The 23,318-nt window shown below is 73.4% G+C and carries 20 protein-coding genes; 9 read left to right on the top strand and 11 right to left on the bottom strand.

Annotation, left to right across the window (positions count from 1 at the left end):
• Nucleotides 1–28 precede the first annotated feature (28 nt).
• The 3 genes from ACZ6IM_RS14490 to ACZ6IM_RS14480 form a co-directional block, all read right to left on the bottom strand.
• Nucleotides 29–1,675 (bottom strand): DNA repair helicase XPB, encoded by a 1,647-nt coding sequence (locus tag ACZ6IM_RS14490; protein ID WP_052839144.1) that lies wholly within the window; start codon nucleotides 1,673–1,675, stop codon nucleotides 29–31.
• Nucleotides 1,676–1,753: 78 nt separating this feature from the next.
• Entirely contained in the window at nucleotides 1,754–1,930 is a 177-nt protein-coding gene (locus ACZ6IM_RS14485) for a hypothetical protein (protein ID WP_052839145.1), read from the bottom strand.
• 404 nt (nucleotides 1,931–2,334) lie between these two features.
• Entirely contained in the window at nucleotides 2,335–4,938 is a 2,604-nt protein-coding gene (locus ACZ6IM_RS14480; protein ID WP_469556741.1) for a helicase-associated domain-containing protein, read from the bottom strand.
• Between the two features lie 140 nt (nucleotides 4,939–5,078).
• Between ACZ6IM_RS14480 and ACZ6IM_RS14475 the strand changes: the two genes are divergently transcribed.
• Together ACZ6IM_RS14475 and ACZ6IM_RS14470 are read left to right on the top strand one after the other, a co-directional pair.
• A complete protein-coding gene (locus ACZ6IM_RS14475; protein WP_052839148.1) occupies nucleotides 5,079–6,095 on the top strand; it encodes a hypothetical protein in 1,017 nt (338 codons plus the stop codon).
• Between the two features lie 82 nt (nucleotides 6,096–6,177).
• Nucleotides 6,178–6,840: a haloacid dehalogenase-like hydrolase gene (locus tag ACZ6IM_RS14470; RefSeq protein ID WP_052839149.1), complete on the top strand. Its 663-nt coding sequence runs from the start codon at nucleotides 6,178–6,180 to the stop codon at nucleotides 6,838–6,840.
• Here ACZ6IM_RS14470 and ACZ6IM_RS14465 read toward each other — a convergent pair.
• Entirely contained in the window at nucleotides 6,789–7,067 is a 279-nt protein-coding gene (locus ACZ6IM_RS14465) for a hypothetical protein (protein ID WP_052839150.1), read from the bottom strand. The two genes, ACZ6IM_RS14470 and ACZ6IM_RS14465, sit on opposite strands and share 52 nt — an antisense overlap.
• Nucleotides 7,068–7,241: 174 nt before the next feature.
• Here ACZ6IM_RS14465 and ACZ6IM_RS14460 point away from each other — a divergent pair, with 174 nt between their 5' ends.
• The gene (locus ACZ6IM_RS14460) at nucleotides 7,242–7,625 is read left to right on the top strand and encodes a cold-shock protein (RefSeq protein WP_003974650.1); all 384 of its coding nucleotides are present in this window, start codon (nucleotides 7,242–7,244) and stop codon (nucleotides 7,623–7,625) included.
• Between the two features lie 19 nt (nucleotides 7,626–7,644).
• Here the strand turns inward: ACZ6IM_RS14460 and ACZ6IM_RS14455 are convergent, their stop codons facing one another.
• From ACZ6IM_RS14455 to ACZ6IM_RS14440, 4 genes are read right to left on the bottom strand one after another with little or no spacing between them, the layout of a single operon-like run.
• A complete protein-coding gene (locus ACZ6IM_RS14455; protein WP_052839294.1) occupies nucleotides 7,645–8,493 on the bottom strand; it encodes a 1,4-dihydroxy-6-naphthoate synthase in 849 nt (282 codons plus the stop codon).
• Nucleotides 8,483–9,199 carry a futalosine hydrolase gene (locus tag ACZ6IM_RS14450; protein ID WP_052839151.1) on the bottom strand — a complete coding sequence of 239 codons (717 nt, stop codon included), beginning with the start codon at nucleotides 9,197–9,199 and terminating at the stop codon, nucleotides 8,483–8,485. The genes ACZ6IM_RS14455 and ACZ6IM_RS14450 overlap by 11 nt, the downstream gene beginning before the upstream one ends.
• A gap of 14 nt (nucleotides 9,200–9,213) precedes the next feature.
• The gene (locus ACZ6IM_RS14445) at nucleotides 9,214–9,723 is read right to left on the bottom strand and encodes a DUF2771 domain-containing protein (RefSeq protein WP_469556738.1); all 510 of its coding nucleotides are present in this window, start codon (nucleotides 9,721–9,723) and stop codon (nucleotides 9,214–9,216) included.
• 58 nt (nucleotides 9,724–9,781) lie between these two features.
• Complete coding sequence (locus ACZ6IM_RS14440) at nucleotides 9,782–11,173, bottom strand: MFS transporter (protein WP_052839152.1); 1,392 nt, start codon at nucleotides 11,171–11,173, stop codon at nucleotides 9,782–9,784.
• Nucleotides 11,174–11,517: 344 nt separating this feature from the next.
• On the opposite strand from ACZ6IM_RS14440, the gene ACZ6IM_RS14435 reads away from it, so the two are divergent.
• The 3 genes from ACZ6IM_RS14435 (at nucleotide 11,518) to ACZ6IM_RS14425 (ending at nucleotide 16,652) form a co-directional block, all read left to right on the top strand.
• The gene (locus tag ACZ6IM_RS14435; protein WP_052839153.1) at nucleotides 11,518–12,444 is read left to right on the top strand and encodes a DUF3027 domain-containing protein; all 927 of its coding nucleotides are present in this window, start codon (nucleotides 11,518–11,520) and stop codon (nucleotides 12,442–12,444) included.
• Between the two features lie 149 nt (nucleotides 12,445–12,593).
• Nucleotides 12,594–15,722 (top strand): sacsin N-terminal ATP-binding-like domain-containing protein, encoded by a 3,129-nt coding sequence (locus tag ACZ6IM_RS14430; RefSeq protein WP_469556735.1) that lies wholly within the window; start codon nucleotides 12,594–12,596, stop codon nucleotides 15,720–15,722.
• A gap of 171 nt (nucleotides 15,723–15,893) precedes the next feature.
• Nucleotides 15,894–16,652 carry a hypothetical protein gene (locus tag ACZ6IM_RS14425; RefSeq protein WP_052839155.1) on the top strand — a complete coding sequence of 253 codons (759 nt, stop codon included), beginning with the start codon at nucleotides 15,894–15,896 and terminating at the stop codon, nucleotides 16,650–16,652.
• A gap of 4 nt (nucleotides 16,653–16,656) precedes the next feature.
• Here ACZ6IM_RS14425 and ACZ6IM_RS14420 read toward each other — a convergent pair whose 3' ends face one another.
• Both ACZ6IM_RS14420 and ACZ6IM_RS14415 read right to left on the bottom strand, forming a co-directional pair.
• A complete protein-coding gene (locus tag ACZ6IM_RS14420) occupies nucleotides 16,657–19,065 on the bottom strand; it encodes an HAD-IC family P-type ATPase (protein WP_469556733.1) in 2,409 nt (802 codons plus the stop codon).
• A gap of 99 nt (nucleotides 19,066–19,164) precedes the next feature.
• Nucleotides 19,165–19,422, bottom strand: coding sequence for a DUF2530 domain-containing protein (locus ACZ6IM_RS14415; RefSeq protein ID WP_052839157.1), 258 nt, complete (start codon nucleotides 19,420–19,422; stop codon nucleotides 19,165–19,167).
• A 204-nt stretch (nucleotides 19,423–19,626) separates the two neighbouring features.
• Between ACZ6IM_RS14415 and ACZ6IM_RS14410 the strand changes: the two genes are divergently transcribed.
• On the top strand, nucleotides 19,627–21,084 hold the full coding sequence (locus tag ACZ6IM_RS14410) for an NCS2 family permease (RefSeq protein WP_052839158.1): 1,458 nt from the start codon (nucleotides 19,627–19,629) through the stop codon (nucleotides 21,082–21,084).
• Nucleotides 21,085–21,115: 31 nt separating this feature from the next.
• On the opposite strand, the gene ACZ6IM_RS14405 is transcribed toward ACZ6IM_RS14410, so the two are convergent.
• On the bottom strand, nucleotides 21,116–21,304 hold the full coding sequence (locus tag ACZ6IM_RS14405) for a hypothetical protein (protein WP_052839159.1): 189 nt from the start codon (nucleotides 21,302–21,304) through the stop codon (nucleotides 21,116–21,118).
• 150 nt (nucleotides 21,305–21,454) lie between these two features.
• On the opposite strand from ACZ6IM_RS14405, the gene ACZ6IM_RS14400 reads away from it, so the two are divergent.
• Nucleotides 21,455–21,892, top strand: coding sequence for a MarR family winged helix-turn-helix transcriptional regulator (locus ACZ6IM_RS14400; protein ID WP_052839160.1), 438 nt, complete (start codon nucleotides 21,455–21,457; stop codon nucleotides 21,890–21,892).
• Nucleotides 21,893–21,918: 26 nt separating this feature from the next.
• A complete protein-coding gene (locus ACZ6IM_RS14395) occupies nucleotides 21,919–23,283 on the top strand; it encodes an MFS transporter (protein WP_469556729.1) in 1,365 nt (454 codons plus the stop codon).
• The last annotated feature ends 35 nt before the right edge of the window (nucleotides 23,284–23,318 follow it).

The following is a 23,318-nucleotide window of genomic DNA, read 5'->3' as shown; positions in this document are numbered from 1 at the left end:
AGAGCACCGGCGAGCTCCCAAGGCCTGCTCAGGCGTCCTCCGACAGCACCTCGTCCGCGTCCATGATCCGGTAGGCGTAGCCCTGTTCCGCCAGGAAGCGCTGGCGGTGGGCGGCGAAGTCCTGGTCGAGGGTGTCGCGGGCGACGACCGAGTAGAAGTGCGCCTGGTGGCCGTCGGCCTTCGGCCGCAGCACCCGGCCCAGGCGCTGGGCCTCCTCCTGCCGCGAGCCGAAGGTGCCCGACACCTGGATGGCGACGGTCGCCTCCGGCAGGTCGATCGAGAAGTTCGCGACCTTCGACACGACCAGCACGCTGATCTCGCCCTGCCGGAAGGACTCGAAGAGCTTCTCCCGCTGGGCGTTGGACGTCTCGCCCTTGATGACCGGCGCGCCCAGGTGCTCGCCCAGCTCGTCGAGCTGGTCGATGTACTGGCCGATGACGAGGATCTGCTGCCCGGCGAAGCGCCGCACGATCGCCTCCGTCACCTTCCGCTTGGTGTCGGTCGTCGCGCAGAAGCGGTACTTCTCCTCCGTCTCGGCGGTGGCGTAGGCGAGCCGCTCGGCGTCGGTGAGGTTGACCCGGACCTCCACGCAGTCGGCGGGCGCGATGTAGCCCTGCGCCTCGATCTCCTTCCACGGCGCGTCGAACCGCTTCGGCCCGATCAGGGAGAACACGTCCGACTCGCGGCCGTCCTCGCGCACCAGGGTCGCGGTCAGACCGAGACGGCGCCGGGCCTGGAGGTCGGCGGTGAACTTGAACACCGGCGCCGGCAGCAGGTGCACCTCGTCGTAGACGACCAGCCCCCAGTCCCGGGAGTCGAACAGCTCCAGGTGCGGGTAGACGCCCTTCCGGCGGGTCGTCAGCACCTGGTACGTGGCGATGGTGACCGGCCGGATCTCCTTGCGGGTGCCGCTGTACTCGCCGATCTCGTCCTCGGTCAGCGAGGTGCGCTTGACCAGCTCGTGCTTCCACTGCCGGGCGGAGACGGTGTTGGTGACCAGGATCAGCGTCGTCGACTTGGCCTCGGCCATCGCGCCCGCCCCGACCAGCGTCTTGCCCGCGCCGCAGGGGAGCACGACGACGCCGCTGCCGCCGTGCCAGAAGTTCTCCACCGCCTGCTTCTGGTACGGGCGCAGCGCCCAGCCGTCCTCGGCCAGCTCGATCGGGTGTGCCTCGCCGTCCACGTACCCGGCGAGGTCCTCGGCCGGCCAGCCCAGCTTCAGCAGCGTCTGCTTGATCTGCCCGCGCTCGGAGGGGTGCACGGCCACCGTGTCGGCGTCGATGCGGGTGCCGACCAGCGGCGCGATCCGCTTCGACTTCAGGACCTCTTCCAGCACCGGCCGGTCGGTGGTCGTAAGGACCAGTCCGTGCGCCGGGTGCTTGGAGAGGGTCAGGCGGCCGTAGCGGTCCATCGTCTCGGCGATGTCGACCAGCAGCGCGTGCGGCACCGGGTAGCGGCTGTACTCGACGAGCGCGTCCACGACCTGCTCGGCGTCGTGGCCCGCCGCCCGGGCGTTCCACAGGCCCAGCGGGGTCACCCGGTAGGTGTGGATGTGCTCCGGCGCCCGCTCCAGCTCCGCGAACGGCGCGATGGCCCGACGGCAGTCGGCGGCCTGCTCGTGGTCGACTTCGAGGAGCAGGGTCTTGTCGGACTGGACGATCAGCGGACCATTCACGGGCGGCACCCTTTCGCGTGCGTACGGCCGGACGACGGCTCGGCCAAACGTCCAGTGTGCCTGATCGCGGGGCGGGGCCTACCGGAGAGCGACGTTGATGTTGTTGATGAGCGGTCCCTCCAGCGCGGCGGCCTTCGGGGCGAGGGCCCCGAACAGCGCCGCGGCGGTGATCAGGGCGGCGACGGAGACGGCGACGGCGGAACGGACCGTGGAACGGCCGGTGGAACGGGCGGGGTCGGTGGTCGTGTCGCGCACGGGAGGCCTTTCGGGGAGCCGACGGTTCGAGGAGATCCAGCGGGAGGAGGGAGAGCGCGGCGGGCCGGGCCCGAAGGGCTGGGGACCGGCCCGCCGCCGGGAACGCGGCAGGGGGACGGTCAGAGGGTGACGCCTCCGCCGAGGTCGATGCCGATCGCGGCGGCCTCGGCGGCGAACGCCGCGAGCAGTGCCGCGGTGGAGGTCAGGACGGTGGCGACACGGCGAACGGCAGTACGCATCGGGTTCTTCCTTTCGGTTGGTTTGCGGGGCACCCGGTGGCTGCCCGACCGCCCCGAACCCGATGCGGAATATGAAAAAAGCTCCCTCGCAGGTGCGAATCACCCGGCGTGGCGTGCATGAACCACCGCGTACACCCGAAAGTGCGCTGAACCTCGTACGCCGGTTCAGCCCGCGTCGTCGGCCAGCTCGGCCACGCCGGTGATCCGGTGCAGCGGGTAGGTGCGCACCTCGTCCGCCGTGTGGTCGTACGCCGTGACGAAGCCGCCCTCGACCCGGATCGGCGCGATCACGCGCTGGCTGGCCGCGCCCTCGGCGTTCACGTAGCCGATCCACAGCGTCTCGCCGGTCAGGACCGCCGCCTGCATCGTGGCCAGCGTCTCGGCGGCGCCCGTGCGGGGCAGCGCGCCGCCCGGGGCACCGTCCTCGCCGCCGCCCTCCCCGCTCCCGGCACCCGGCTTGCGCGGGGTCGTGGAGGCCAGGTCACCGGCGCGCACGGCGCGGATCGCCGCCGTCAGGAGCGTGTCGTCGGGGGCCGGCGGACCGTCCGGGACCGGCTCCGGTGCCGTCCTCGGCGGGGTGCGGTGGGAGTCCGCGCGGGCGATCAGCACGTCGCCCGCGGCGGACTCGGCGGCCGGCGCGAACCCCAGCGCGCGCAGCCCCTCCAGCAGCGCCGCCGGGTCGGCCTGGGCGGCCAGCACGGTGGGCGCCAGCCGGCGCAGGCCGAGGGCGGCGGCCCGCTTGTCGGCGAGGATCTCGTCCAGCGTCGCGTCGTCGTCGCAGCGCACGTACGCCGAGGCCGCGCCCACCCGCAGCCGCCCGTGCCGCCGGGCCACGTCGTCGATCAGGTACGTCAGGGGCTGCGGCACCGGCGTACGGGAGTGCCGGGCGAGGAAAGCATGCAGCTCGGCGGCGCTCCGCCCGGCGTCCAGCGCCCGGCGTACCGAACCCGGCGTGAACCGGTAGACGGTCGCCCCGCCCTTGGACTCCACGTCCGCGAGCACCCCCAGCACGTCGGCCAGCTCGCGCTCCAGCGGCCCCGGCGCCACCGCCGTCAGGTCGGCCTGGAGCAGCACGTGGTCCAGCGGCTCGGGGAAGAGCGGTGCCAGCAGCCGGGCGGCGTTCGCGGTGGCCGCGGCCCGTTCGGCGGGGGTCGGCTCAGCGGTCACCGGGGGCGTGCGGTGGTGGTGGACGGGGAGCTTGTCGCCCGGACCCTCGGGTTCCTCCTCCTCCGCCGCCGGGCGGGGTGCCTCGGGGGCGCCGATCAGGGCCCGCCCCGGTGCCGCCAGCGCGCCGCGCCCGGTGACGCCCAGCAGCTCGGCCTCGGACAGCGTCCACCGGGCGAGCCGGCTCCGCAGATCGTCGTCCCGCGCCTTCCCCGGCTCCCGGTGCTCCCGCTGCTCCCGCTGCGGGCCGCGCAGCGGGCGCTCCCAGCGCAGCCGGGCCAGCAGCGACTCCTCGACGGGCGAGGCGCCCTCGGGCAGCCCCGCCAGCAGGGCCAGCACCCGGTGGCGCACCTCCGGCGCCGCCGAACGGTCAAGGTTCGGGCCCAGCGCCGAGAGCGTCCGGTCCTTCGAGTCCCGCCCGCCGACCACACCCGGCGTCCGGGTGGCCGCCAGCCATGTCCCCGCGAGCCTGGCCCAGCGCTCGGCGGGCGGCAGCTCGCGCCACTCGTCGTACGCCGGGGTCGCCGCGTACCGCTCCTCCTCCTCACCGTCGGAGGCGATCAGACCGGCGCCGTAGGCCAGTTCGACCCAGAAGGCGGCGACCGGCTCGGGCACGTCCAGGGCCACGGCGGTCCGCTTCAGGTCGCGCACGCTCAGACCGCCGGCCCGCAGCACCGTGGGTCCCCCCTCGTCCCACTCCTTCAGCAGCTCGTCCACCGTCGCCAGCGCCGCCAGGGCCTGCCCGGCCGCGGTGGCGTCCACCACCTGTGGACGGTGCGTGGCGGCCGCCTCCACCGGCGGCGGCACCGGCTCGGGCGCGCGGTGCGCCCGGCCGGCGCGCAGGTGCAGGGCGACCTCGCGGGGCAGGACGACCGTGCCGGGCGCGGTCGGCAGCAGCAGGCCCCGGTCCAGCAGGGCCCGCAGATGCGCGGCCGGGTCGTGGGTGACCTGGCCGTACGGCGGTCCCCACACCAGCCGGTCCAGCACCTCCCGGGACTCCGCCGGCAGCCCGGCGAGGAGCGCGGCCGTCCGCCGCCGGTCGGCGAACAGGGCGCCGAGCGCGGACACGGCGGAGACGGAGTCGTGGGTCGAGGGCAGCCCGACCGCGGCGAGGATCTCCTGGATGCGCCCCGGGGACATGCCCGCCGTCGCCTCCCGCACGGTGGGGCCGAGCCCCGTCGGGGACGGGTGCTGCGGGGAGGGCGAGAGCAGCTCACGGGCGGTGCGCACCAGCCGCAGCCGGTCGTCGGCGCCCCACACCAGCGCCTGTTCGCGCAGCAGGGCGGCGGCCCGGGGCAGCGCGGCGGCGACGGCCGGGTCCTGCTCGTCGCCGGCCATCAGGGCGAGCAGTTCGCCGTACGACGCCGGGTCCGGCGCCACGGCCAGGGCCTCGGCGGTCTGCAGCGTGAACCGGTCCAGTCGCTCCAGCGCCCGCACGACGGAGGCGCGGGTGCCGGCGCGGGTGGCGAGCTGGGTGAGGTCGGTCGGCACGGGGGTGATGAGGTCGGGACGGCTGCGCAGGAGGGCGGCCAGCGAGACGTCGTCCCTGACGCGGAGCGCTTCCGCCAGGGACCGGGGGGCCGCGGACTTCTCCTCGGTGCTCATCCGGTCCACGTTAGCGGGTGGGCCGGACGGCGGGGGTGCGTGTGCGACGGTGCGGTGCCGTCGGCCGGACGGGGAGGATTCGGTACCTTCGTCCGACGGGGTACGCCGGAGTACCGCAACGCACCGGCCCGGAGGGGAACGTGGGGATCGAGAGCGACCAGGTCGTCTTCGAGTATCTGAGCCGCGTCGGCGACGTGGCCCAGCAGCGGCAGCTGCCGTCGGCCACCCGGATGCGGCTGGTGTCGGAGCTGCGCAACGAGATCGACCGGCACCGGGCGAAGACCACCGTGGACAGCCCCGCCGCGGTCCGCCGCATCCTGGACCGGCTCGGCGACCCCGACGACATCGTCACCGCGGCGGGCGGTGCCGCCGGCGTACGGCCGCCGGCGCCGGCGCCGTCGCCCACCGCCGTGCCCGAGCAGCGGGACACCGGTCCCCGAGACGCCGAGCGGCGCAAGGGCAGGCGGCGCCCCGCACCCGAGCCCCCGGCCGCGCCCGAGGCCGCCTCCCCGCCCCACCTGGCGAGCGCGCGGGAGCTGGGGGACGTCGGCGACGGCCGGCCCGACTGGTGGCGCGTCGACGACGGCCCCTTCGCCGGCGGCGGACTCGGCGACAGCGTGCCCGGGTTCGTCGGCGGGGTGGAGATCCCGGAGCTGCTCAGACGACCGCCGGGGCCGGGCGACGAGGACGCGGACCGGCCGGGCGCCCCCGCCGGGAAGGCACCCGGGGCCGCGGCGCCGGTGGAGGCCGACGTGCCGGCAGCCGGGCCGACGGGGAAGGGCAGGGTCCGCCGCCTGCCCCGGCTGTGGCCCGAGGGCGGCTGGAACAACCCCCTCCTGCTGCTCGCCGCGGCGCTGCTGATCGCCGGTGCCGTGCTCGGCAGCCTCGTCCCCCTCGGCCTGGGCTGGCTGATCGCCTACCTCTCCCGCCGGCTCACGCCGGCCCAGGCGAAGTGGGCCGTCCTGGGCCTGCCGGGCACGGTCGCCGTCGCGGGTGTCGTCTGGCTGTGGGGCCGCACCGAGGGCCGCTGGGGCGATCCGGTCGCCGAGGGCCACATGAGCGAGGCGATCGCCGAGACCTGGCCCTGGGTCCTGCGCGGCGCCGCCGTCGCCACCGCGCTGTATCTCCTCTGGAAGGCCCGCCGCCCCCGCGGCTGACCGCCCCCCCCGGGCTGCCCCCCCGGCCGACCGAAACCGGCGGGCGGCCGGGCCCGCCAAGGGTCCCGGCACAATGGGGGCCATGGCTTCCACGACTCGCCCCGCGCCCACCGTCGGCTTCGACCTCGACATGACGCTGATCGACTCGCGGCCCGGCATCCGCGCCTGCTACCTGGAGCTGAGCGCGCGCACGGGGACGCACGTCGACGCCGACCTGGCCGTCACCCGGCTCGGGCCGCCGCTGGCCGAGGAGCTGGCCCACTGGTTCCCGGCCGGGGAGATCGAGGCCGTCGCGGACCTGTACCGGGAGATCTACCCGGCGTACGCGATAGAGCCGACGCTCGCGCTGCCCGGCGCCCGGGAGGCCGTCGCCGCCGTGCGCGAGGCGGGCGGGCGGGCCGTCGTCGTCACGGCCAAGTACGAACCGAACGCCAAGCTGCACCTGGTGCACCTCGGCATCGAGCCGGACGCCGTGATCGGCGGGCTGTGGGCCGAGCAGAAGGCCGTCGCGCTGCGCGAGCACGACGCGGACGTCTACGTCGGCGACCACGTGGGCGACGTACGCGGTGCCCGCGCCGCCGGTGCCCGCTCGGTGGCCGTGGCCAGCGGGCCGTGCGACGCCGAGGAGCTGCGCGCGGCGGGCGCCGACGTGGTCCTCGCCGACCTCAGCGAGTTCCCGGGGTGGCTCGCGGCCTACCGGGACGGCGAGGGCGACGCCGAGGGGCCGGTCGCGGCGCGCGCCTGACGCCGCCCGGCGGCGATCGACCGGAGCACCCCGGCACCGGCGACCAGGAAGCCCACTCCCATCAGCATGCTCAGTCCGAACATGTAGGTGGGAAAGGGCGTCGTGCCCAGCAGCAGCGGGGCCACGGTGACCAGAGTGGCCACGGCGCCGACGAAGAAGACGATCGCACCGGCGCGGATCAGCCGGTCGCCGGGGGCGGCGGAATTCGTTTGGGTTTGTTCACGCACCCGACCAGGGTAGTTCCCAGGCCTGGAGAACAGCCGGGGGACGTCTTGTCACCGGCCTGAAGACCATTAGCCTTGGTACCGGCGGGTCAGGACGACCCGCCCAAGTGCTATCAAGAGCCGTTTCCGAGCATATTTCCGAGCAGTTTTCCGACGAGTACGAGGACGAGGACAGACGTGCCTACCGGCAAGGTCAAGTGGTTCAACAGCGAGAAGGGCTTCGGCTTTCTCTCCCGCGACGACGGCGGTGACGTCTTCGTCCATTCCTCGGTCCTCCCCGCCGGAGTCGAGAGCCTGAAGCCGGGACAGCGCGTCGAGTTCGGGGTCGTCGCCGGGCAGCGCGGTGACCAGGCCCTGTCGCTCGCCCTCCTCGACCCGGCCCCCTCGGTCGCGGCCGCGCAGCGCAAGAAGCCGGACGAGCTGGCCTCCATCGTGCAGGACCTGACGACGCTCCTGGAGAACATCACGCCGATGCTGGAGCGCGGCCGCTACCCGGAGAAGACGGCGGGCAAGAAGATCGCCGGGCTGCTGCGCGCGGTCGCGGACCAGCTCGACGTCTGATCCCCCCGCCCCCGCAGTCCTAAGGGAACGCCAGCGCGTCCGGGCCGAGGGCCGGTACGAGTCCCTCGGCCGCCGCGCGGGTCAGCAGGCCCCGGATCGCCGCGTAGCCGTCCTCGCCGAGGTCGGCGGTGAACTCGTTGACGTACAGCCCGATGTGCTGGTCGGCGACGGCCGGGTCCATCTCCTGCGCGTGCTCCATGACGTACGCCCGGGACGCCTCCGGGTCGTCCCAGGCCGCGCGGACCGAGGCGCGGACGGCGTCGGCGAGGCGGTTCAGCGTCTGCGCGCCCAGCGAGCGCTTCGCGATGATCGCGCCGAGCGGGATGGGCAGCCCGGTGGTGCGCTCCCAGTGCTCGCCCATGTCGGCGAGCTTGTGCAGCCCGTAGTTCCGGTACGTGAAGCGCGCCTCGTGGATCACCAGGCCCGCGTCGACCTTCCCGTCCCGCACGGCCGGCATGATCTCGTGGAAGGGCATGACCACGATCTCGCCGACCCCGCCGGGCACGGTGTCCGCCGCCCACAGGCGGAAGAGCAGGTACGCCGTCGAGGTCTCGCTGGGCACCGCCACCGTGCGTCCGCGCAGGTCCGCGCCCGCCTCCCGGGTCAGCACCAGCGGGCCGCAGCCCCGGCCCAGCGCACCGCCGCACGGCAGCAGGGCCCAGTCGTCCAGGACGTACGGCAGCACGGCGTACGACACCTTCAGCACGTCGAACTCGCCGCGCTCGGCCATGCCGTTGGTGATGTCGATGTCCGCGAAGGTCACGTCGAGGGCGGGGGCGTCCGGGACGCGGCCGTGGGCCAGGGCGTCGAAGACGAAGGTGTCGTTCGGGCAGGGGGAGTACGCGATCCGCAGGGGATCAGTGGTCATGTCGGTCATGTGGGTTCCAACTCGTGAGGGCGGGGGCGAGCTTCCCGAAGGCGTCCGTCAGTGCCGCGAGTGCCTCGCCGATGCGCCAGGCGGCACGGTCGCGCGGGCCGACCGGGTTGGAGACCGCGCGCAGTTCCAGCACCGGCACGCCGTGCGCGGCGGCGGCCTCGGCGACGCCGAAGCCCTCCATCGCCTCGGCCAGGGCGCCCGGGTGGCGCTCGCGCAGCAGCGCGGCGCGCTCCGCGGTGCCGGTGACGGTGGAGCCGGTCAGGACGGTGCCGGGCCGGGCCCCGGTCGCCCCGGCGACGGCGCGGACCAGACCGGCAGGCGGCAGGTGGGTGACGCTGCCGAAGCCGAGGTCGGTGACCGGCAGGAAGCCGTCGGCGGTCTCGGCACCCAGGTCGGCCGCGGTGATCGCGTCGGCGACGACGAGCGAGCCGACGGGCGCGTGGGGGACGAAGCCGCCGCCGATGCCGGCCGAGACGACCAGGTCGTAGGGCGTGCCGTCGAGGGCCGCCGCGGTCAGGGCGGCGGCCGTGGAGGCGGCGGCGAGGGCCGGTCCGACCCCGGCGGCCAGCAGGTCCCAGCCGTCCGGCAGCCGGTGCAGGACCACCCCCGGACGGGAGACCTCGGTGCCCGGCGCCGGGAACGCCCGAGCCACCGCGTCCCGTTCGGCGGGGACCGCGGTGGCCACGAGGAGGTGCACGGAGGACGTGGGCGTCAGTCCTTCTTCAGCTTGAAGACCCACACACCGGTGATGTTCTGGCTGTCGTCCTTGCCGTCACGGGCCGCGACGGCGACGTTCGTCGAGTTGCCCTGGGCGCCGTACTGCGCGTTGAAGAACACGCTGCCCGGCACGGTGCGGTAGGTCTTGTCGCTGTCCTCGACCAGCTGCTGACCGTTCATCAGGATCGTCCAGTGCTTGTCGGCGACGTCCGGGTCGACACCGAACCGCACGGTCTCGTCCTGGTCGACGGTGATGGACTTCGCGTCCTTGTCCTGCAGGCACTTGTCGATCTCGTCGGCCGAAAGGGTCTTGCCCTCTCCGCCGCAGGTGGCCTCGGAGCTGACCGAGTCACTGCCGACCGTGATCGTCGAGATCGGGGTCGGCTCGTCACAGGCGGACAGCAGGAGAAGTCCGGCGGACACGGCGCCTGCGGCGGCGACGGCGCGGCGGCGTCGCACAACGCGGTGTCCGAGAGCGGCGGTGCCGCGGGGCAACGTGGTCATGGCGGAAGGCTATACGGCGCCTCCGCCCCGCCCCCCACCTGGGTACGGCGTGGCGTGGTCACGCCACCCTCGGCCCAGTCCGTCCCCCGTGCCGGGCCGAGTCGAGCAGCCCCCGTACGGTCGTCAGCCACCCGGCGGCGATGATCGCGGCGGCCACCGCCAGGCCCAGCGTGCCGTTGAGCGGCAGCACGATGCCGACCGCGCCGCCGAGCACCCAGGAGACCTGGAGCAGTGTCTCCGAGCGCGCGAACGCTGACGTCCGCACCTGCTCCGGCACGTCCCGCTGGATCAGCGCGTCCAGGGACAGCTTGGCCAGCGCCTGCGCGAACCCGGCGACCGCCGCCAGGCACGCCACCAGGAAGGCGCTGAAGAACACCGCGGCCACCACCGCCGCGCCCAGCACGATCGCGACCACCGTCACGATGATCACCTCCGGCGCCCGGGACCGCAGCCACGCCCCGACCGCCGTGCCCAGCGCGTTGCCCGCACCGGCCGCGACGCCCACGATCCCCAGCGACACCGCCGCGCTCTGGCCGGTCATCGGGTGCACCCGCAGCAGGAACGCCAGGAAGAAGATCAGAAAGCCGGTCAGGCAGCGGATGGCGGCGTTGGCGGCCAGCGCGTGCGTCACCGCCGGACCCACCGTGCGCAGGCCGGGACGCTTGCCCCGCTCCCGCAGCGGTCCCGGCAGGTGTTCCTCGTCCGCGGCGAGCAGCGCCCGGTCCTCGCCGCGCGAGGAGTCCACCTTCCGCGGCAGCGTGAACGACAGCACGGTGCCCGCCACGAAGATCACGAACGCGCCGTACAGCGGCCACCGCGGCCCCACCTGCTGGAGCCCCGCACCGATCGGCGCGGCCACGCCGGTGGCCAGCAGCCCGCACAGCGTGACCCGCGAGTTCGCCTTCACCAGGGAGACCCGGGGCGGCAGCAGCCGGGGCACCACCGCGCTCCTGACCACCCCGTACGCCTTCGACGCGACCAGCACGCCCAGCGCGGCCGGGTACAGCTCGATGCCGCCGGTGACGACCGCGGCGGACAGCACCAGCGCGAGCACCGCGCGGGCGCCCATCGCGGTCGCCATCGCGGCGCGGCGGCCGTGCGGCAGCCGGTCCAGGAGCGGGCCGATCACCGGCGCGAGGAGCGTGAACGGCGCCATGGTGATGGCGAGGTACAGCGCGACCCGCCCGCGTGCCTCGTCGGTGGGGACGGAGAAGAAGACGGTGGAGGCCAGCGCGACGGTGATCATCACGTCCCCGGCACCGTTCACCCCGTGCAGCTCGATCAGCTTGCCGAGGCCCGACTCGCCCGCGCCGTGCGCGTGCGTCGCCCGCCGGATGCCGCGCACGGCACCGGTCACCGGCAGGCGCAGCGCCCGGCCGACCGCACGGAACCGGGAGCCGGGGCCGCGCCGCCGGCTCCCGCGCTTGAACTCCGTCCGTGCGGTGGCCACCCCGTCATAGTGCCCCGTCGGCGGCGGCTGTAGCGTCGATACGGCGCGTATGGCGGTGATCGGGTCGAGTGACTCCGAGGCCGGCACCGCCCGGGAACGCGGGGTCGTACCCCGCCGAAACTCCCGTCGGTGTAGGCCCAGGGCACATGAGCAGGTAGCGTGCGTAGCGCGCCGTGGCGAACGTTCTCGGCCGCGCGCCTTACGGCCATCCCGCAGAATGGATGACGTAGGTGCGCCCGAGCGCGATCGGGCGCGGACGTCGACGCGGTCCACAGGTCCGCTCCGTCCGCCCCTCGCAGGCAGCGGCGCACTCGTGAGACGGCGTATGGAGAGAAGCGATACCTGTGAGCGCAGCGACAACGCGAAGCCGCACCCCTGACCGTCTGTGCGCCGAGGCCGTCGACCTCGCCCGCGCCGCAGCCGAGGAGGCCGCCGCACCCGGCGTCGTCGGCGAGCACGAGGGCATGGTGTCGGAGGGCGACCGGGTCGTCACGCACTACTTCGCATGCAAGGAGCTGGGGTACCGGGGCTGGCGCTGGGCCGTGACGGTGGCCCGCGCCTCCCGCGCCAAGATCGTCACGGTGGACGAGGCGGTGCTGCTGCCCGGCCCCGACGCGCTGCTCGCCCCCGAGTGGGTGCCGTGGAGCGAGCGGCTGCGGCCCGGCGACATGGGCCCCGGCGACCTGCTGCCCACCGACGCGGACGACCTGCGCCTTGAGCCCGGCTGGACCGGCGAGGACGAGCCGCCGCCGAACTCGGCCGTCTCCCACGAGATGGCCGACCTGGTCGAGGCCGAGGACGCCGAGGTGACCTCCGGGCCGCCCGCCGAGCTGTCCACCGTCCCGGCCCGCGGCACCATCTCGGCGGTCGCCGAGGAGCTGGGCCTGCGCCGTACCCGGGTGCTGTCCCGGTACGGCCTGCACGTCGCAGCCGACCGCTGGGAGGAGGGCTACGGCCCCAAGACCGCGATGGCCCAGGCGGCCCCCGCCTCCTGTGTCAGCTGCGGCTTCCTCGCCCGGATCGGCGGCTCGCTCGGACAGGCGTTCGGGGTCTGCGCCAACGAGTTCTCCCCGGCCGACGGGCACGTCGTGTCGCTGGCCTACGGGTGCGGGGGGCACTCCGAGGCGGCGGTCATGCCGAAGCCGCCGCGGGTGGCTCCGCCGGTGATCGATGAGACGCGGGTGGACCCGTTCCCGTTGCGGCCGGCCGCGGACTCCGGCTCGGTGCCGGTGAGTGAGGACCAGGCCTCGGCGGAGTTGGGGCACTCCTGAGGTCCGCCGTGGGTGGCTGAGGTCCCTGGGGGCTGTGCCCCCAGATCCCCTTCGGCCTGACGGCCTCGTCCTCGAACTCCCCCAGAGGGGGCACCTCCAACGGGCTGGATGGGCGGTACCTTCGTGGTCCGTCGATGAGGAGAGTCACCGTGAGCATGTTCGTACGGCCTGCCGACGAAGGCGCGGACCCGTTCGGGACGGCGCGTCTGCGGCGCGGGGTGCTGGACGCGTGGGCGACGAGCCCGGCCCGCTTCCGTGAGGACGCCAACGCGGAGGAGGACCTCGTCCTCGGCGGCTACCGCGACCGGCTGGTCGTCGAACTCGCGCAGAACGCCGCCGACGCCGCCGCGCGGTCCGGTGTGCCGGGCCGGCTCCGGCTGACCCTGCGCGACGGCGTCCTCGTCGCCGCCAACACCGGCGCCCCGCTCGACGCGACCGGCGTGGAGTCGCTGTCCACGCTGCGCGCCTCCGCCAAGCGGGACGCGGTGGAGGGATCGGTCGGCCGGTTCGGGGTCGGCTTCGCCGCCGTCCTGGCCGTCACCGACGAGCCCGCCGTGGTCGGCCGGCACGGCGGGGTCCGCTGGTCCCTGGCCGAGGCCCGCGACCTGGCCGCCGACACCGCCGGGCACAGCCCCGGGCTCGGCGACGAGATCCGGCGGCGCGACGGCCACGTCCCGCTGCTGCGGCTGCCGTTCCCCGCCGAGGGCAGCGCCCCCGCCCCGTACGACACGGCCGTCATCCTGCCGCTGCGCGACACGGCCGCCGCCGACCTCGCCGAACGCCTCCTGCACGGTGTGGACGACGCCCTGCTGCTCGCCCTGCCGGGCCTGGCGGAGGTGGTGATCGAGGCGGGCGACGAGGCGCGCACCCTCTCCCGCCGCACCGAGGACGCCCTGACCGTCGTGGAGGACTCCCGGCAGGGCGTCACCCGCTGGCGCACTGCCGCCGCGCACGGCCCGCTCACCCCCGACCTCCTCGCCGACCGGCCCGTGGAGGAACGGCTGCGCCCGCACTGGTCCGTGACCTGGGCGGTGCCCGTCGACGCCGACGGTGCCCCCGCCCGCCCCCGCACCAGCCCCGTCGTGCACGCCCCGACGCCCAGCGACGAGCCGCTCGGCGTGCCCGCCCTGCTGATCGCGTCCTTCCCGCTGGACGCCACCCGACGGCACACCGCGCCGGGGCCGCTCACCGACTTCCTGACGGAACGGGCCGCCGACGCCTACGCCGGACTGCTCGCCGACTGGCACCCGGTCACCGCCGGCCTCATCGACCTGGTGCCCGGCGCGCTGGGCCGGGGCGAACTGGACGGCGCGCTGCGGCAGGCGATCCTCGACCGGCTGCCCCGTACGTCCTTCCTGCCGCCCGCCCTTCCCTCCGGCGGCCGGGACGCGGAGGACGACCTCCCGGAGTCCCTGCGGCCGCGCGACGCCGAGGTGGTGGAGGGCGCGGGCGCCGACACCGTGCGGGTGCTGGCGGAGGTGCTGCCGACCCTGCTGCCCGCCGGTCTCGAACGCCGTGCCGAACTGCGCACACTGGGCGTGGCCCGGGTGCCGCTGACCGACGCGGTCGACCGGCTGGCGGGCCTGGAGAAGGCCCCCGGCTGGTGGCGGCGCCTCTACGACAGCCTCGCCGGGGTCGACCCCGACCGGCTGTCCGGGCTGCCGGTGCCGCTCGCCGACGGGCGTACGACCATCGGCCCCCGGCAGGTACTGCTGCCCTCCCCGGAGGCCGCCTCCCTCGACCCGGAGGTCCTCACCCGGCTCGGCCTCAAGGTCGCCCACCCGGACGCCGCGCACCCGCTGCTGGAGAAGCTCGGCGCCCTCCCGGCCACCCCGCGCGCCGTGCTCACCACCCCGCAGGTCCGGGCCGCCGTCGCCGCCTCCCTGGACGACGAGGGCGGCACGAACTGGGAGGAGGACGCCCTCGACGCCGAGGAACTGGCCGACACCGTCCTTGGCCTGGTCCGCGACGCCGGACTCGACCCCGGGGACGAGCCCTGGCTGGGCGCCCTCGCCCTGCCCGACGAGGACGGCGAACTCTCCCCGGCGGGTGAACTCGTCTTCCCCGGAGGCCCGTTCGCCCGGATCATGCGCGAGGACGAACTCGCCGCCGTGGACGCCGAACTCGCCGAGAGGTGGGGCCCCGAGCCGCTGGCCGCCTGCGGCGTCCTGGTCACCTTCGCCCTGGTCCGCGCCACCGACGTGGTCCTCGACCCGGACGAACTGGAGCCCCGCGAGGGAGACTTCGCCGAGCCCGACGACGCGGGCCTGCTCGACGCCGTGGACGTGTGGAGCGAGGACGTCCTCGACCGCTTCCCGGACACCCCCGTGCCGCCGGTCGCCACCGAGATCGTCGCCGTGCGCGACCTCGACCTCGTGGACGACGACCACTGGCCCGAGGCCCTCGCCCTGCTGTCCCGGCCGCCGCTGCGCGACGCGCTCGTCCAGCCCGTGCGCGTCCTGCTGCCCGACGGCACCCACGAGGTCGTACGGCCGTACACGGCGTGGTGGCTGCGCGGGCACCCGGTGCTGGGCGGACGCCGCCCGGCCGGTCTGCGCGCGGCGGGCGGCGACCCGCTGCTGCGGGGCCTGTACGAGGAGGCCGACGCGTCCGGCTTCGAGGACGAGCAGGTGCTGCGGGCGCTGGGCGTGCGCACCTCGGTCGCCGCGCTCCTCGACGAGCCCGGCGGCGCGGCGGAACTCCTGGACCGGCTCGCCGACCCGGGCCGTCCGGTCACGGCCGCCCAACTGCACGCCCTGTACGGCGCGCTGGCCGAGCTGGACCCGGAGCGGGTGACCCTGCCGGACGAGGTGCGGGCGGTGGTCGACGGCGAGGTGCGCGTGGTGGACGCCGCCGACGCGGTCGTGGTCGACTCGCCGGACCTGCTGCCCTTCACGTCCGGCGTGCCGCTGCTGCCGGTCCGCCCGGCCCGGGCCGCCGAGCTGGCGGAACTGTTCCAGGTGCGGCGGCTGAGCGAGTCCGTCACCGGCCGCGTCGACTCCGAGGGCACCGAGCACGGCGTACCGGAGCCGGTGCGGGTGCTGCTCGGGGCGCGGACCCCGGCGTCGTACGTGGAGCACGGGGAACTGGTCGTCGACGGCGTGGAGATCGACTGGCGGCTGACGAACGACGGGGTCTTGCACGCGGCGACGCTGGAGGGCGTCGCGGCGGGGCTCGCCTGGGCGGCGGGCCAGTGGCCGCGGCGGTTCGAGGTGGCGGCGCTGCTGGAGGACGAGTCGCGGACGGACGAGCTGGCCCGGGACCGCTGGTTCGACTGAACCGCTCCGCCCGGACCGTCCGGATGTGAAGGTGTACGCACATTTCCTTCACTTCTTGTACAACCATCTCGCCGCGCCGTGGATCTATGAGTCGAGTCAGCAGACTCACGACCCTCCGGGTCCCGGCGCGGTGACGATGGCCGGGACCCCTTGTCCTGACGTGGGGAACACATGCGCACACGAGTCCTGGTGGCGGCCGCCACCGGCGCCCTGGCCCTGACCGCCCTCGCCGTCCCGGCCGCTCAGGCCGACGGCGGAAGCGGCGACATCCGGATCACCAAGGTCGTCGTCGACGGCGACAACAAGGTGTCCATCGGCACCGGCAGCGCCAAGACCTTCTCGGTCAGCGTGACCGCCACCGACGACTCCGGCATCCTGGGCGCCGACTCCTTCGATCTGAAGGGGCCGGGCTACGGATACGAGACGACGGGCAAGCCGACCTGCAAGAAGGCCGGTGCCACCACCTCCACCTGCACGGCCTCGGTGAAGATCGACCCGCGGACCGACTACCTCGGCAACGCGATGGCGGGCACCTGGTACGTCGGCGTGTGGATCGACGCCAAGGACGGCGACTACGTGTGGAAGGACAAGGCCGGGTCCTTCAAGTTCCAGCGGGGCAGCGCCGTGACGACCAACGCCTCGCCGGAGCCGGTGAAGAAGGGCAAGACCCTCACGGTCACCGGCAAGCTGAGCCGGGCCAACTGGGAGACCCTCAAGTACGGGGCGTACTCCGGCCAGTCGGTGCAGCTCCAGTACCTGAAGAAGGGCACGAAGGCGTACACCGTGCTGAAGACCGTCAAGTCCAACTCGGCGGGCAACCTCAGCACCACCGTCAAGGCCGGCGCGGACGGCTACTACCGCTACGTCTTCGCCGGCAACTCGGCGTCCGGGGCGATCACCTCGGTCTCCGACTTCGTCGACGTGAAGTAGCCCGTTACACGGGGAAGCGGCGGCCGACCCACCTCCACAGGAGCTCCAGAACGGCCGCCGCGGCCACCGCGATGCCGACGGCGGCCCATGGCATCGTCACGCCCACCAGCTTCAGCGCGAAGAAGTCCTGGAGCCACGGCACCGCCAGCACCACCACGAAGCACAGCCCCATCGCCGCCACCAGCAGCACCCGCCACCACGTGTAGGGCCGGGCGATGATCGCCAGCACCCACATCGAGATCAGGAACAGCGTCAGCGTCGCCGCGCTCGTCTCCGCGTCCAGCGCGCCCGGCCCCGTGTAGTGCTGCCGGGCGGCCAGGTACGTCACGAAGGTCGCGGCGCCCGCCACCACTCCGCCCGGGATCGCGTAGCGCATCACCCGCCGGACGAAGTGGGGCCTGGCCCGTTCCTTGTTCGGGGCGAGGGCCAGGAAGAAGGCGGGGACGCCGATGGTGAGGGTGGAGAGCAGGGTGAGGTGGCGGGGCAGGAACGGGTACTCCACCTGCGAGCAGACCACCAGGATCGCAAGCAGCACCGAGTACACGGTCTTGACCAGGAACAGGGTCGCCACCCGCGTGATGTTGCCGATGACACGGCGGCCCTCGGCCACCACCGACGGCAGCGTCGCGAAGCTGTTGTCGAGCAGCACGATCTGCGCGACCGCCCGCGTCGCCTCCGATCCGGAGCCCATCGCCACGCCGATGTCGGCGTCCTTGAGCGCGAGGACGTCGTTGACGCCGTCGCCGGTCATCGCGACCGTGTGACCGCGTGACTGAAGGGCGCCCACCATGTCCCGCTTCTGCTGCGGGGTGACCCGCCCGAACACCGTGCCCTCGTCGAGCGCCTCGGCCATCCCCTCCCGCTCGGCCGGCAGCCGCCGCGCGTCGACGGCGGCCCCGGACAGCCCGAGCTTGGCGGCGACCGCGCCGACCGACACCGCGTTGTCGCCGGAGATGACCTTGGCGCGCACGTCCTGGTCGGCGAAGTAGCGCAGAGTGTCGCCGGCGTCCGGGCGCAGCCGCTGCTCCAGGACGACCAGGGCGGTGGGTACGACACCCTCGGCGACCCCGGGGTCGTCCAGCGCGCGGGCGGTGCGGGCCAGCAGCAGCACCCGCAGGCCCTGCTCGTTGAGCCGCCCGGTCTCGGCGAGCGCCGGGTCGTCCTCGGCCAGCAGCACGTCCGGTGCGCCCAGCAGCCAGGTGCGGAAGACGCCGTCGCCCTCGTCGAAGGCGGCGCCGCTGTACTTGCGGGCGGAGGAGAAGGGCAGCGCCCCCGTGGGCCGCCACGCCCCGGCGGACCCGTCGACCGGGTAGGTGTCGATGATCGCCTGCAGGGAGGCGTTGGGGCGCGGGTCGGACTCGCCGAGGGCGCCGAGCACGGTGCGGACGTAGGACTCCTCGGCGCCGTCGAGCAGGCGCAGGTCGGTGACGTCCATGCCGCCCTCGGTGAGGGTGCCGGTCTTGTCCAGGCAGACGGTGTCGATCCGGGCCAGCCCCTCGATGGCGGGCAGCTCCTGGACCAGGCACTGCTTGCGGCCGAGCCGGACGACGCCGATCGCGAAGGCGACGGAGGTGAGCAGGACCAGCCCCTCGGGGACCATGGGCACGATGCCGCCGACGGTGCGCGCGATCGAGTCGTCCAGCTCGTTGTCCTTGGCGAGCAGCTGGCTGAGGATCAGGCCGATCGCGGTCGGGACCATCATCCACGTGACGTACTTGAGGATCGTGGAGATGCCCGAGCGCAGCTCGGACTGGACCAGCGTGAAGCGGGAGGCCTCCTCGGCGAGCTGCGCGGCGTACGCCTCGCGCCCCACCCGGGTCGCCCGGAAGGCGCCGCCGCCCGCGACCACGAAGCTGCCCGACATGACCTGGTCGCCGGGCTGCTTGACGACCGGGTCGGCCTCGCCGGTCAGCAGCGACTCGTCGATCTCCAGCCCGTCCGCCTCGACGCACACCCCGTCGACGACGGCCTTGTCGCCGGGGCCGATCTCGATGACGTCGTCCAGCACGATCTGGGAGGTGCTGATCTCGGCGGGCTTCCCGTCCCGGCGCACCGTCGGCCGGACCTCGCCGATCAGGGCCAGGGAGTCGAGGGTCTTCTTCGCCCGCCACTCCTGGACGATGCCGATCCCGGTGTTGGCGAGGATCACGAAGCCGAACAGGCTGTCCTGGATCGGCGCGACGAACAGCATGATCACCCAGAGCACGCCGATGATCGCGTTGAACCGGGTGAAGACGTTGGCGCGGACGATGTCGGCAAGCGAGCGGCTGCTGCGCACCGGCACGTCGTTGACCTGGCCGCGCGCGATCCGTTCGGCGACGGCGGCCGCCGTGAGGCCGGTCGCGGGCGGGGTGGTGTCAACGGCGTGCACGGGGTGCGCGGGCTCGCGTCTGTCCGCGTCGAGATGCGTCATGCAATCGACGGTACGTGCGGATTTACGGCTTCACCCACCGAGTGCGGAGAAGATCCGACCTGGGTACGAGGTGTACCGGCGCGGTGTGCTGCTCCGGTACTACTTCTGGGCCCTGGCGGCGTCCCGCTTGATCGCGGCGTCGCGCCCCCGGACGTACCAGATGCCGATCAGGCCGAGACCGGCGCCGGCCAGGCAGGTCCACACCCACCAGGTGTGCCCGTGGTCGTCGAACCAGCCGTAGAAGGGCAGCTGCACCAGGAAGAGGACGAACCAGAGGACGGTGCCCCCGACGATGGTCGGAACCACGGGGCCCTCCAGGGGCTCCGGCGCCTCGTGCGTGGGTGTCCACTTCGTCATGCGTACAGCTTACGAGGAGCGCGCGAACGGATTGACGGCGCGGCGCCATACGGTGACGGCGCGGGTCTACGCGCGGAGATAGCGATCAGGGGCTCATACGTTCATACTGAACCCGTTTGTCTCTGACCGCTTTCATTCGTAGAAACCACCAACAGGAACACCGACAAGGCCGTGGGGGAACCTGTTGGTGCATGAGGTCCCCGCATGTCCACCTCGGCCTCCGCCAAGGTCCCCCCGTCCCCCGAGTCGCCGGAAGACCGGCGGCCCCCGCAGAACGGCCTCGACCGTTACTTCAAGATCTCCGAGCGCGGCAGCACCCTGCCCCGTGAGATCCGCGGCGGCTTCGCCACCTTCTTCGCGATGGCCTACATCATCGTGCTGAACCCGATCATCCTGGGCAGCGCGAAGGACATGTACGGCAACCAGCTCGACAACGGTCAGCTGGTGACCGCCACCGCCCTGACGGCCGCCTTCACCACCCTCCTGATGGGCGTCATCGGCAACGTCCCGATCGCGCTGGCCGCGGGCCTCGGCGTGAACTCCGTCGTCGCCCTCCAGCTCGCCCCGCGGATGTCCTGGCCGGACGCCATGGGCATGGTGGTGCTGGCCGGTTTCATCGTCATGCTGCTGGTCGCCACCGGCCTGCGGGAGCGCGTGATGAACGCGGTGCCCTACGGGCTGCGCAAGGCCATCTCCATCGGTATCGGCCTGTTCGTCATGATCGTCGGCCTCGTGGACTCCGGCTTCGTCACCCGGATGCCGGACGCCGCGCAGACCACGGTCCCGCTCCAGCTGGGCGTCGGCGGGCACCTGCACGGCTGGCCGGTCCTGATCTTCGTCCTCGGTGTGCTGCTGACCCTCGCGCTGATCGTCCGCAAGACCCCGGGCGCCATCCTGATCTCCATCGTCGTGATGACGGTCGTCGCGGTGATCATCAACGCGGTCACCGACATCCCGTCCTGGGGCCTGACCACCCCCGAGTGGCCCGGCAACCCGGTCGCCACGCCCGACTTCGGGCTGGTCGGCGAGGTCAGCCTGTTCGGCGGGTTCGACAAGGTCGGCGTCCTGACCGGCCTGCTGTTCGTCTTCACGGTGCTGCTGTCGTGCTTCTTCGACGCGATGGGCACGATCATGGGCGTCAGCGACGAGGCGAAGCTGACCGACGGCGAGGGCCAGATGCCGGGCATCAACAGGGTCCTGTTCGTCGACGGTGTCGCCGTCGCCGCGGGCGGTGCCAGCTCCGCCTCCGCCACCACCTGCTTCGTGGAGTCCACGGCGGGCGTCGGCGAGGGCGCCCGCACCGGCTTCGCCAACATCGTCACCGGCGCGCTGTTCGCCCTGGCGCTGTTCCTCACGCCGGTCGCCACCATGGTCCCGTCCCAGGCGGCGACCCCGGCGCTGATCGCGGTCGGCTTCCTGATCCTGGCCGGTTCGATCCGGGAGATCGACTGGTCGGACTTCACGATCGCCATCCCGGCCTTCGTGACGATGCTGATGATGCCGTTCACCTACTCGATCACCAACGGCATCGGCATGGGCTTCATCACCTTCTCGGTGCTGCGCCTGGCGGCCGGACGGGGCCGCGAGGTGCCGGTGGCGATGCACGTGGTGTCGGCGGTCTTCGCCTTCTACTACCTGATGCCGGCCCTGGGCCTGACCTGATCCCCCGCGGGCCCGCTCCGGGTCCCCGGGGTCACGGCACCCCGTAGAACCGTTCCGTCTCCTCCACGGCGGACTGGAACCGCTGGTCGAAGTCATCGCGAATGAGCGTCCGGACGACATAGTCCTGGACGCTCATTCCTCTTTTCGCCGCATGGTCCCGGAGCCGGTCGAGCAGCTCCCCGTCCATCCGCAGGCTGAGCACGCTGGTCCCCATGAGCACGAGGGTCGCCCCGGCCCACCGGGTGATGGGCCGATTTCCGGAAACGACTCACTCGTACGGGTGAACTGCGGGTTTCAGTGGCGGGCGTCACGGGCAGACGGGCGGTTGAGCGGTGGTATTTCGCGAGACTAATGAGTTACGCTAAGGAACATGCCGGACCTCAAGCATGGCGACGACGCCGCCGCCGTGAACTCCCTGCGCTCCGCCGTGATGCGGTTGTCCCGTCGGCTCAAGCACCAGCGGGTCGACGAGTCGCTCAGCCCCACCGAGATGTCGGTGCTGGGCACCCTGGCCACCTGCGGCAGCGCGACCCCGGGCGAGCTGGCCCGCAAGGAGCACGTGCAGCCGCCCTCGATGACCCGCATCGTGGCGCTCCTCGAGGCCAAGGGCCTGGTCCGGCTGGAGCCGCACCCCGAGGACCGGCGCCAGAAGGTCGTCACGCAGACCGAGCAGGCCGTGGTGATGCTCGAGGAGAGCCGCCGCAAGCGGAACGCGTTCCTGGCCACGCTGGTCGAGGGGCTCGACGAGGACGAGTGGGCGAAACTGCGCGCCGCCGCCCCCGTGCTGGAGAAGCTGGCCCACAAGTAAGCAGTTCTCGCGAGGAGGCGAACCTTTTGAGTACGGGATCCGGAGCAGCTTCCGCCCCCGCACCTGACGGCCACGACACCCCGACCACCCCTCCCGACGCCCCCCGCAGGACGTCGATGTTCGCCTCCCTGAAGGTCAGGAACTACCGCCTGTTCTTCCTGGGCCAGGTCGTCTCCAACATCGGCACCTGGATGCAGCGCATCGCCCAGGACTGGCTGGTGCTCAGCCTCACCGGCTCCTCGGCCGCCGTCGGCATCACCACCGCCCTGCAGTTCCTGCCCATGCTGCTCTTCGGCCTCTACGGCGGCGTCCTCGTCGACCGGCTGCGCAAGCGGCCCACGCTGCTGGTCACCCAGTCCGCGATGGCCCTGACCGCGCTCGCCCTCGCCGTCCTCACCCTGAGCGGGCACGTCCAGGTCTGGCACGTCTACGTCGCCGCCTTCGCGATGGGCCTGGCCACCGTCATGGACAACCCGGCCCGCCAGTCCTTCGTCTCCGAGCTGGTCGGGCGGGACCAGCTGCAGAACGCGGTCAGCCTGAACTCGGCCAACTTCCAGTCCGCCCGGCTCGTCGGCCCCGCCGTCGCCGGTCTGATGATCACCGGCGTGGGCACCGGCTGGGCGTTCCTCGCCAACGGCCTGTCCTTCGTCGCGCCGCTCAGCTGCCTGCTGCTGATGCGGGCCCGCGAGCTGCACACCGTCCAGCGCGCCCCGCGCGGCAAGGGCCAGCTGCGCGAGGGCCTGCACTACGTCGCCGGCCGCCCCGAGCTGATCTGGACGATCACCCTGGTCGGGTTCATCGGCACCTTCGGCTTCAACTTCCCGGTCTTCCTGTCCGCCTTCGCCGACGACGTCTTCGACGCGGGCGCCGGAGCGTACAGCCTCTTCAACACCCTCATGGCCGTCGGCTCCCTCGCCGGCGCGCTGCTCGCCGCCCGGCGCGGCACCGCCCGCCTCCGCGTCCTGATCGCGGCGGCGCTGGGCTTCGGCGCCCTGGAGATCGTGGCGTCGGCCGCGCCCGAGCTGTGGCTCTTCGCGCTGCTCATGGTCCCCATCGGTGTCTTCAGCATGACCGTCAACGTCACCGCCAACACCAGCATCCAGATGTCCACCGACCCGGCCATGCGGGGCCGCGTGATGGCCCTGTACATGATGGTCTTCCTCGGCGGCTCCCCGGTCGGCGCCCCGATCGTCGGCTGGGTCACCGACACCTACGGTGCCCGGGTCGGCTTCGCGGCGGGCGGCGCCGTGGCCGCCACCGCCGCGCTCGTCATCGGCCTGGTCCTGGCCCGCGTCGGCAACCTGCGCCTGTCGGTCGGCTGGCACCGCGGCCACCCGCAGGTCCGCTTCGTGCCGCGGGAGCGCCAGGAGGCACTGGCACCGGCGGCGTAGGGGCGGAAAAACCAGGGGTCCGGCGGCGGGGCTCT

This window comes from Streptomyces sp. NPDC042336 (genome assembly GCF_055581985.1).
This window is presented reverse-complemented; position numbering and strand designations above follow the sequence as displayed.